Here is a 9072-nt window from a genome sequence, read left to right as displayed (position 1 = left end):
CCAAATCGTGGCCGTGGTGAAACGGGGAACGCCCTATGAACTGAAATTGAAGAATATTTAGAGCAAAACCCTTGTTTTACTCATAGATTTCGGCTAGTATAAAAGGCGAACAAGGCGAAGCCGATGTGTGACATTTATACCTTGTTAGCCAAGAGCAATTTTTATTCTGCTCGTTTTCTATTCTTTCTCACTTTGTTCACAGCTTCAATCCATTCATTTTTAGGCTTTATGAATCTGTCAGCACGCTTAGCACTTATCAAGCCGTAGTCCGTCCAAAGAATTTCTGCACCATCTTCTAAGTCTTCGTAAAGAGGCAGCAAATCACCTATACCTACAAAGGTATTTTCCATTTCCACCCCGCTTTTGTTCTTGAAGCTATAGTTGTAATCATTCCCTAGCTTTTCTGCTTTTTCATATGCTTCTTCTACAGACGATGCTTTAATCAGATGGTAGTTACCCCAAACTTTGCATCTTCTATTCGAATTTGATTTATCTGAATCAGCCGATTCTGTACGCTCAATTATCTCGGCTATGAACCAGTTGCAATTGTTGATGATTTTCTCTTTTGAATTCATAGCTTTTGTTTTGGCTAACGGCTTGGCTAAAGCACGCCTTGGTGTGGTTTAGGTTTTGTTGGCGGAAGTAATTCTACTTCTTTTCCTAAATAAAATATACAACAAAGTAATGATTATGGATGAAGCTAGAAAGGCATAAACATAATTCATGTTCATACCTTCAACTTTTATGTCTCCTGTTTCCAAATCTACTACCCAAGTATTAGAGTCCCTTGTGTTAATGATTAGCTGCTGCTTGGCTCCATTTGCGTAATGATACCCTTTGTCTGCTAACCACAATCGGTGGGACGAGGTCTGTTGAAGATATTGCGTGGGTATGTCAAACTTATCACCTGTTATTGCGAATGGCTTTTTTTCTCTTCTGTATACTTCCACTACGGGAGAATCAGAATAGTACCAGTAGTTAACATAGGAGAAGTACTTACCGTCATTCGACAGTTTTCCTTCTGGATACCCCATGGGTCTTATCTGCTGTTGCCAAAGTTCAGTACTATCTTTTGTGTAGACTATTAATGTCCACTTCCGCTCCCAAGGTGACTTAGTGGCATCACTGTCGACGAAACGCAGCCAAGTGAAGAACTCCCCATTTTCAGATTCTACTTTATATGGAGTCCAAGAAGGAGGAGAGTCAGCATTTCCGTTGATTATACTGAACAGTAGTAAAAAAACAATGGAGAATGCTTTTTTCATAAATTCGTTATTACCGCCAACGTACTTGGCTATAAGGTGGCGTAGCTGCCGTATAGGTGTGGTTATCTAATTTTGTTTTACCTACCGTATATTATATATTCTTCCCTTACTGTGTAGATGATACTATCAGGCATTGCAGGATTCATAATAACAGCTTCCCATTCTTTAAGCACAGAATCCCCTTTTTCAAGGTTAGGCTCAAAAACCTGAAATTTCACATATCCTGTATCATTTCTAACTACAGCATTTATGCCACGCCCTTCCATTATGTCTTCAAAGGAAGCCCTTCCTTTGAAAAACCTTATAGTAGTACTATCAGAATATCCAGCAGGAAATTTATAGTTCTTTAAAAACACTTTTGCTCTATACCAATCATGATTTTTTAATTTTTTCTTTTCATATAAAGCCAATAGATATGGACCTGTAGGGTATGGCCCTATAGATTGCAAAGGCACTACTTTATAATTAAATTCATCTGCTTCGCCAATTTTTTGCTCGCTTTGCTGGCATGAGAGAAAAAGCAGAAAGATTAATAAAAGTAGGTTTTTCATTAAATCACTATTTTAGATAACGATTAGGCCAGATGGTGTTTCGTTGGAGGATCGCTGTGCTCAGCAAATTGCCTCCAATGGCATCTGGACAGTGTTGGTCGAGGTTGTTTTCCCTTTTTTCTCCCGGGTTATGCGAACTTTTTCTTTTTATTTTTTTTAGGGAAAACAGCCTTTCTGGTTGGGTTATTTTCTCCTTTTAAATTCCTTCTAAGTGGCGCTTTAGCCGGAGGCAATGCCGTAAATGTGGTATTAGCGGCGTTGCCGGAGGCGCCGGGCTCCGGGCTGGCCCACAATCGACAGAAAGACTGATTTAATCATTGGCCTCTCTATTGCCGGGCAACACTCTGAAAAAGAGCCACCTGGCCGAAGTCAGCCCCTTGACTTTGTCAATTCCCGACGCTAACTTCGCCCCACCAAAGTCTTGCCTGGACGCCCCCGTCCGAAAGCGCTGGCTTTCTCCCGGCACCGCCGAAGCAAGACTTCAGGCCCAAATTCCATTTATGCCTTTGGCTCTTTTCCTGATCGTTGCCCGCTTTAGTGGCCTTTGATGCCGCCCAGCCCCTAAAAAGCCTGAAAGACACGCCACTTTTGAAATCTGAAAATAATCCCAATCACGGCCAACGGATTAGGACAGGCTGCGGAAGAGGCGCAGCCGAGTATGGAGTCTGTGCAGGGTTGTGGTATGGAATTTTCATTTACCTAATTTAAAGAGCTGAAGCAAGAAAAAAAGCATTGCACTTATTGCTGTACCCCAAATGGTTATCATTGCTAACACATGCTTATATGGTGAATTTATGTTCTCAGTACCGATGTAGTGGACACCAACTTTCTTGAAGTAAAATTCTAACCTTTCATAGTTTGCATAGGAGTCTCTAATGAACGTAATTTCCTTGCCTTTAAGAGGGACAAGAATAATATGATAATCTAAACCATGTCTAGTGTAAGTCTCTTTAATTTTGTATCCTTTTACATCCTGCTTTTTTATTGTTATCGAATTAAACCACAACCAGTACTTTACCGTCAGTGCTTCTCCTCCAATTACAAGGCTCTTATAGTTTTCATTGAAAAGCCAACCAAAGAAGCATAAGATAATGAATCCTCCAGAACCTATTACCAAATACTCCACTTCTCCTTTGATGCTGTACTGCCAGAGGCATACAAGCACCATGAATGAAAAGAACAACAAAGCCATGATGGCTTCATAAGGAAAGCTTAACTTCAGCTTATACTTTTTATCTCTTTTCATAATTTTTTATATACCACTACGTGCTCGTCTATACCTTGTGCGAGGCTATCAGCCGAAGCATAGGGTATAAACTGTGTTGTGCGTTTGGCATTTATTTTTCTTGATAGATTATTTCCCACACTGGCTCAAATTCTAATTTACTAAAATCTAATGAGTGTAAACTTTGTCCGTTATAAATACCGCCACTAAAAGTGTCTTGAATTCCGTTAACAAAAGCCCAATTCCCAACTGTCTCAGGCTTTCCCCATTTTCTTGTTTTCAAAATTGTGGCTTTAGCGTTTATTTTTTCTGACAGCTCCCGTAAAACAGGTTTTGAGTCAGTTTTTAAGTTTTTCGCTACGGCTACAACAATTAAGTATCCAAATTGAATTTCTCGCTTATTTTCGAAATCTCTTTCATTCGAGATAGTAATGAATATATCGGGTGGAGAATCTCTCTTTTCACAAACCGTCCAGATTGGAGTCCAAAGTTCAAGGTTTAGAAAATAATAGTCAGCACTATTTACAACAGTCCATTTTTCATGGGACTTAATATCCCATTTTAATCTTCCTGACTTTACTTCTGAATGATAGATGAATTCTTTGTTATCCTTTTTGGCAATTCTTTTTTCTGGCTTGTATTTTATTACCCTTATTCCTGTTTCCTTTAAAGAATCAGTCTGCTTTATAAGTCTATCAAAATAAGGTTCAAAGTTCTCATACCAACTTGATTTTATCCAAGGAGATTCACTCTCATCGTTCTGTCCGAATATTAAAAAGAAGTCATAAGCTCTATTCTGCCACCCAGTATCAAGTAGGCTCAATGCGTTTATTTTTTCGCTTATTAATTTTTGAGCTTTCTCGATTAATGACATTACCTATCTGTCTTTATTTTTATGCTGCCGCACAACGTGCTGGTATAGCGGATGGCAAGGCGTAGCCGAAGCATACCTGCTATACTTTGTTGTGGTTTGGCATTTTTATTTCAACCAGTTTGTCGGCTTTTGGGAAGAAGCGCTTCCCGTTAAAGGTCGGCACATTCATCTCTATTGCAGCTCCCTCGCCCACTCTAATTTCATCCTGTACAATCTGGTGGAGCCGTTCTGCTCCCAAAGGGTCCATACCTGTAACATCATAGATAATACAGTTGCTATGTTCAAGTGCCATCAATGTAGCCAATATCCGTCTTGGATTTCCTGCCAAACCTTTAATTTCCCAGTCAGCACTTACGTGCGCCTTTTCTATGATAGATTCTATCTTTTGATTGGAGCCTTTGAATTCTTTTTGAATTAAATGACGCACCAAGTCCCTTTTCAACAATCTATCCATTAGTGTAACCTTATATGGGGTATGCTCAACAAATACAAAGGGCCTGAAAAGCTCCACATTGGGATGCTGCTTTTTTCCAGTCAGGTAGTCTTTTAGGATAAGCTCGAACTCCAAAGAATCTACTAACAGCGAAATAAGCTCTCCCTGATTCAGTTCGAATTTTGGGAGATGCCTGCCTTCAATTAGAGCTTCTTTTGTCCTTAGTACTACCATCTTTTTATAATCTTGCTATGCCACAACGGCTTTGCTATGGTGCGTTTATGCACTATAGGTTTTGTTGGCAGTCGTACTTTTAATTATTTCACTTATTACTCTGAATCCCTTTAACTTATCTAGTTTAATATTTCTATCCAACATCAAATACTGAGATTCTATATAGTCTTCATAAAGAGAAACAGAGAATCTAGCACCACTTTCTGTTTCTCCAATCAGATTGTTTAAAGAACTTTTATCCTGATACACAACATATTCCGTGCTTTTGCCGCTAACAAAACCAGTATTACAGACACCTTCGTTGTCAAGCCATTGAAGTAGGTAATGAAATAGGTAAAAATCAGTCTGCTTAGGCAACTTAACTATTAGTGCGTAATCAGATTTGATATAGGTCTCGTTGGATAGCGCTGATTCTTCCAATGATGCGACACCATTGGCGATAGATTGCTTCACTTTCTGTTCTTCTGTACTGAATGCTAAAATGTACTTGTCAGCACTCTGGAAGTATACCTTTTTCTTTCTCTTGGCTTTGTACTCAATATCGTCATCTTTTTCATTCCAAGCCTTTATGTCTTCACTTGACCGCCATTTGACTAGTATTTTCAATACATCTAAGGGAAATTGAAAGAGAAAATATTTAGGGTTTCTAGCTATCACATAAATCAGCACCAAGAACAATGCGAGGAATAATGTGCTGAAAAGGATTGCTAAAGTCTGTATTTCCATTTGTTAGTGTATACCTGCCAACGTTACTCGTGCAGCCGATGGGCTAAGCGTAGCTGAGCATACAGGCTGCATTTTGTTGGCGGAGGTAATTTTCAATTTTAGTACTGCTCAATTAAGCTATCCTGTACTTCTACTAAATACCATCTGCCTGTATTGTCTTTAGCTACTTTACTTTTAACCTGAACTACACCTTTACTTCCTTCCAGTTCGAAAAATAGGTCGGCAGGATTATCCGTTTCCTTTGGTAATTCATTTTCGTTAAACCATAAGGACTTGTAGCTTCCAATTTTCTCTATTATTCTTTTGTCTTCTTTTACTAATTCTACACCTTCATTGAAAGAGTCAGGTTGTCCAGCTTCAATAATGTAGGTACCGATGTAAGAACCTATCACAGCAATGGGCAGAAGTATCAGAAATGTTTTGATTAACTTCTTCCTTGTCGCTGGATGCTTTAAGTATGGCTTAAAGAAAAAGTAAGCCAAAACAGCACTAAATACTAAGCTTATTATTCCAAACATTTTATAATTCTTATCCCCGCCAACGGACTCGTGCATGCGTAGCCCGAAACGAAGTGAGGGTTTTGTATGCATTGTGTTGCCCGACGATGTTTTACTGTTCTTCTCTATTATGGCAAAGGCATGCTTCTCTGAAACCAAGTTGCTCTCTAATTTCTAATTCTTTTAAGAACTTGTAAACAGGCTGGTAACTTACAGATGATGGAACATTTACAGAGTAGTAGCCCGGTATTAAGTTTTCCATACTTTCATAATTGCAACCGTAAGAGACAAGCTTTTCTAAAGTTTCATCTTTGTCTGCCCCCTTTGAGAATTTAATGTTAAGAGTAGAGTTCTCTGATGGCTCCACTAGGTCTTTCACAACTAGTTCTTCATACTCTTCTTCCACCTGCACAATGTCTCCAACGGAATAGCTAGTGACAAAAAAGGGAATATTGTCAATCTTATAATGCCCCTTTTCTTCATCCACAGTTTCAGCCCATACTCCCTCGACATAATCTTCATCTAAGATGTCATTCCAAAATTTAAAAACTATCTTTTTCATACTTATAATGACACACAACGGACTTGGCTTTGCCATGGCGAAGCTATGGTAAAGGTGTGGTTGGTACTCGTTTTTATTTGTACTTATAATTTTTGAAGTCCACTCCTTTTGATTCAAGCTTTCCTATCAACTCCATTTTCTTCCTGTAGCCTTCTGACTCTTCTTCATAGTTCATGAATCTATTAAGGTAGTCTTGGATAAATAAGCTGTCATTACCTATTACCCGCATTGGCTCTCGGACGTCTATATTTAATGAATCAATATAGTAGTCTATTATCTCAAACTTACGAGAACTCACCGCCCCTGAAAAAGGAGTTTTACCATCAACTCGTTGATTATAATCTGCTTTATGGGCGATTAAGAGCTTTACCATATCCAGATTCAAGCGAGATGCTTGCAACAACGGTGAAGATGCAAGTATATGGTTGCCTTTTACATTAGTGAACTCAGCTTCAACAGCATAATTAGGCTCTGCGCCATATTTAAGAAGCAACTGCGCAAACCTGTTGTCCTTCACCCACTCCATACTATTCCCATAAGGCTTTATTGACTCCATCAGTATACTGTACTTAGTATATGGATTTATAAAGTTCGGGTCAGCTCCTAACTCCAGTAGCTTCTTGAAAGACTGGAAGTTCTCCATATGGACACTTAAAGCTAAAACGTTTGAACCTGATTCAGATGAAACTTCCAGAAGTCTTGGATTTTCCTTCACCAAAACTTCTATTTTACTCAAATTATTATTTTCAACTGCTTTAGCCAATTCATGAGCCTCGGTATCTTTGAAAAAAGCTACACTTCTACTTGTCTGGGCACAACCTGTAGTTGCCATGCCAATAAAGGCAAAACAAATTAGGAACCTGAACAAAAAGATAAACTTCTTTAAGTCTCTCAAGTGAATTTTTACTTTAAATGTGTACCAACGTCTTGTATAAAAGGCGAACAAGGCGTAGCCGAAGTGTGACTTGTATACCTTGTTGGGTAGAGTAGTTTTTAACCGTCTATTACTACTGCTTGAGGTTCATGTCCGCTGAACTCTACCGTCACTTGATGGTTTTCATCGTGTTCTGTATCGAATGACATGCTCCATTCAAATGGTTTGTTCTTCTGGTTGGGAATCGACAAGGCAACCAAATGGAATTCTCTGTCGAAGTCTTTGATAGTGAAGCCTTCTTTCCAATTCCCGAATTCATCTTCGATTAGGGTTTTAGATTTTATAACCAGTTCTCTATAGTTTTCTTGAATCCAGTTATAAAATTCGGTTGTGGTCTACAATGTATGATAGTTTCTGTAATAGAATATTAGTTTCATGGCGTTGTAGTGGTTCTGCTCTTTTTTAGAGAAGCAGGCGGTTTTTCTCACGATTCTTCTGTTTCTGGTTCTCAGGCACAGGTTCACTCCCTCAATGTGTCTGGTAAATGCTTTACCGACACTATGCTTTTCTGGGGGCAGCACTTTGGAAAAAGCTGGCCAGTCATCGGTGCAGAAGCACTCTATTTTAAGTTTCTCCAACTGCCTGTAGAGTCTTCTGACCGTGTGCTGGCTGCGGTTGCCCCAGCTCCAGGCCAGCACCTCAGCGGTTTCGGGTGCATAGGCATAAAAAAGCCACCTTTTGCGCCTTTTCCGCTCTTTGACAAACGTCCACACCTCGTCTATCTGCACCGAGGCGTAGCTTTGCTGGCGGGGCCTGAACTCACAGGCTGCGGCCTGTTTGTTGAGCCACCCAAGCACGGTCTGCCGGTGCACGCCCGTCACCTGCTCGATGTCGCGGATGCCGGAGTTGCGCACCAGCATCTGCAGCACCAGGCGCTTTGCCTGAGGACGGCAACCAGCCTTTTGGTAGGCGTACTGAAACTGCTTCCCGCAAGCTCGGCACAGGAAGTTCTGCTTGCCCGTGCGCTTTACGCCGTTTTTTACTACCTTCATACCGTGGCAGTAGGGGCAATTTACCTGGATAGTTATCTCGCACATAACTTCCTGTAAACACCCTTGCTGCCATACTTATTCCAGTATCATACATTGTAGACCACTACCTAAAATTCTTTTTGTTCTTGGTCGGGACCTTCCTCGTTTGCGGTGATAAAATACTCTATTTCGTTTCCTGTCGGTTTGAACAAACCTTTTCCTTCAAAGTAGCTTTTCCCGTCAGCTTTCATTTTCATGAACCTTAGCTTTCCGAAAAAGTCGTCTTCAATTGTTAGAGGCTTTTTAAAGATGTCGAATAATCCCATTTTTATAGTTCCTATTTTGCCCAACGGACTGGGCTATAGGATGGCGAAGCTAACCTATAGGTGTGGTTGGGGATGTGTTCTTTTATTGCTAACATTTGCCTATTAATTCTACTCTATAGATTTATTACGTTTTGAATTTCTTCTTTTCAAGTACACTACCGTTGCTATCAGTACTCCTATAATTATGAAGACCAGTAGAATTGAGTTAGTTGTTCTTGTTGGAATATTATGACCAGAACCTATTGCCATAATCCAAAACAATAGGTTAGCTACAGCTAATATTATAAGAACACCTAAGAATATATTTAATAAAACCTTCATTCTACTGTCCTTCAAGAGTAAGTTTTACTTCTATGATTATTTATACTTTTGAATATGCCCCAACGGATTGGGCTATGATATGGCATAGCTATATTATAGCTGTGGTTATGCAGCGTTATTCTTTCCTACTCTACCATTCATCAAATTCATGAT

Annotated in this window: 12 protein-coding genes; all 12 read right to left on the bottom strand. The window is 39.6% G+C overall.

The window, feature by feature from the left end; translation table 11 throughout:
* Positions 1 to 161: 161 nt before the first annotated feature.
* Entirely contained in the window at positions 162 to 575 is a 414-nt protein-coding gene (locus C8E01_RS13630) for a DUF4288 domain-containing protein (protein ID WP_116543992.1), read from the bottom strand.
* Between the two features lie 48 nt (positions 576 to 623).
* On the bottom strand, positions 624 to 1265 hold the full coding sequence (locus C8E01_RS13625; protein ID WP_116543991.1) for a hypothetical protein: 642 nt from the start codon (positions 1263 to 1265) through the stop codon (positions 624 to 626).
* Between the two features lie 77 nt (positions 1266 to 1342).
* Positions 1343 to 1816, bottom strand: coding sequence for a hypothetical protein (locus tag C8E01_RS13620; RefSeq protein WP_116543990.1), 474 nt, complete (start codon positions 1814 to 1816; stop codon positions 1343 to 1345).
* Positions 1817 to 2507: 691 nt separating this feature from the next.
* The gene (locus C8E01_RS13615; protein WP_116543989.1) at positions 2508 to 3062 is read right to left on the bottom strand and encodes a hypothetical protein; all 555 of its coding nucleotides are present in this window, start codon (positions 3060 to 3062) and stop codon (positions 2508 to 2510) included.
* 91 nt (positions 3063 to 3153) lie between these two features.
* The gene (locus C8E01_RS13610) at positions 3154 to 3915 is read right to left on the bottom strand and encodes a hypothetical protein (RefSeq protein ID WP_116543988.1); all 762 of its coding nucleotides are present in this window, start codon (positions 3913 to 3915) and stop codon (positions 3154 to 3156) included.
* Positions 3916 to 3994: 79 nt separating this feature from the next.
* A complete protein-coding gene (locus tag C8E01_RS13605) occupies positions 3995 to 4582 on the bottom strand; it encodes a hypothetical protein (RefSeq protein WP_116543987.1) in 588 nt (195 codons plus the stop codon).
* Between the two features lie 45 nt (positions 4583 to 4627).
* Positions 4628 to 5308 (bottom strand): hypothetical protein, encoded by a 681-nt coding sequence (locus tag C8E01_RS13600; RefSeq protein WP_116543986.1) that lies wholly within the window; start codon positions 5306 to 5308, stop codon positions 4628 to 4630.
* A 98-nt stretch (positions 5309 to 5406) separates the two neighbouring features.
* Positions 5407 to 5862, bottom strand: a complete 456-nt coding sequence (locus C8E01_RS13595) for a hypothetical protein (RefSeq protein ID WP_165820641.1) — start codon at positions 5860 to 5862, stop codon at positions 5407 to 5409.
* Positions 5863 to 5917: 55 nt separating this feature from the next.
* Positions 5918 to 6367 (bottom strand): DUF4265 domain-containing protein, encoded by a 450-nt coding sequence (locus C8E01_RS13590; RefSeq protein WP_165820640.1) that lies wholly within the window; start codon positions 6365 to 6367, stop codon positions 5918 to 5920.
* A 73-nt stretch (positions 6368 to 6440) separates the two neighbouring features.
* Complete coding sequence (locus C8E01_RS13585; protein ID WP_207774900.1) at positions 6441 to 7262, bottom strand: ankyrin repeat domain-containing protein; 822 nt, start codon at positions 7260 to 7262, stop codon at positions 6441 to 6443.
* Positions 7263 to 7636: 374 nt separating this feature from the next.
* Positions 7637 to 8338, bottom strand: coding sequence for an IS1 family transposase (locus C8E01_RS13580; protein WP_116543982.1), 702 nt, complete (start codon positions 8336 to 8338; stop codon positions 7637 to 7639).
* A 62-nt stretch (positions 8339 to 8400) separates the two neighbouring features.
* Complete coding sequence (locus C8E01_RS13575; RefSeq protein ID WP_133242770.1) at positions 8401 to 8598, bottom strand: hypothetical protein; 198 nt, start codon at positions 8596 to 8598, stop codon at positions 8401 to 8403.
* Positions 8599 to 9072: the final 474 nt, after the last annotated feature.

The sequence above is a fragment of the Pontibacter virosus genome (genome assembly GCF_003096355.1).
Classification (GTDB): Bacteria; Bacteroidota; Bacteroidia; order Cytophagales; family Hymenobacteraceae; genus Pontibacter; species Pontibacter virosus.
The sequence above is the reverse complement of the archived record's forward strand: the minus strand, read 5'-3'. Positions and strand labels throughout refer to the sequence as shown.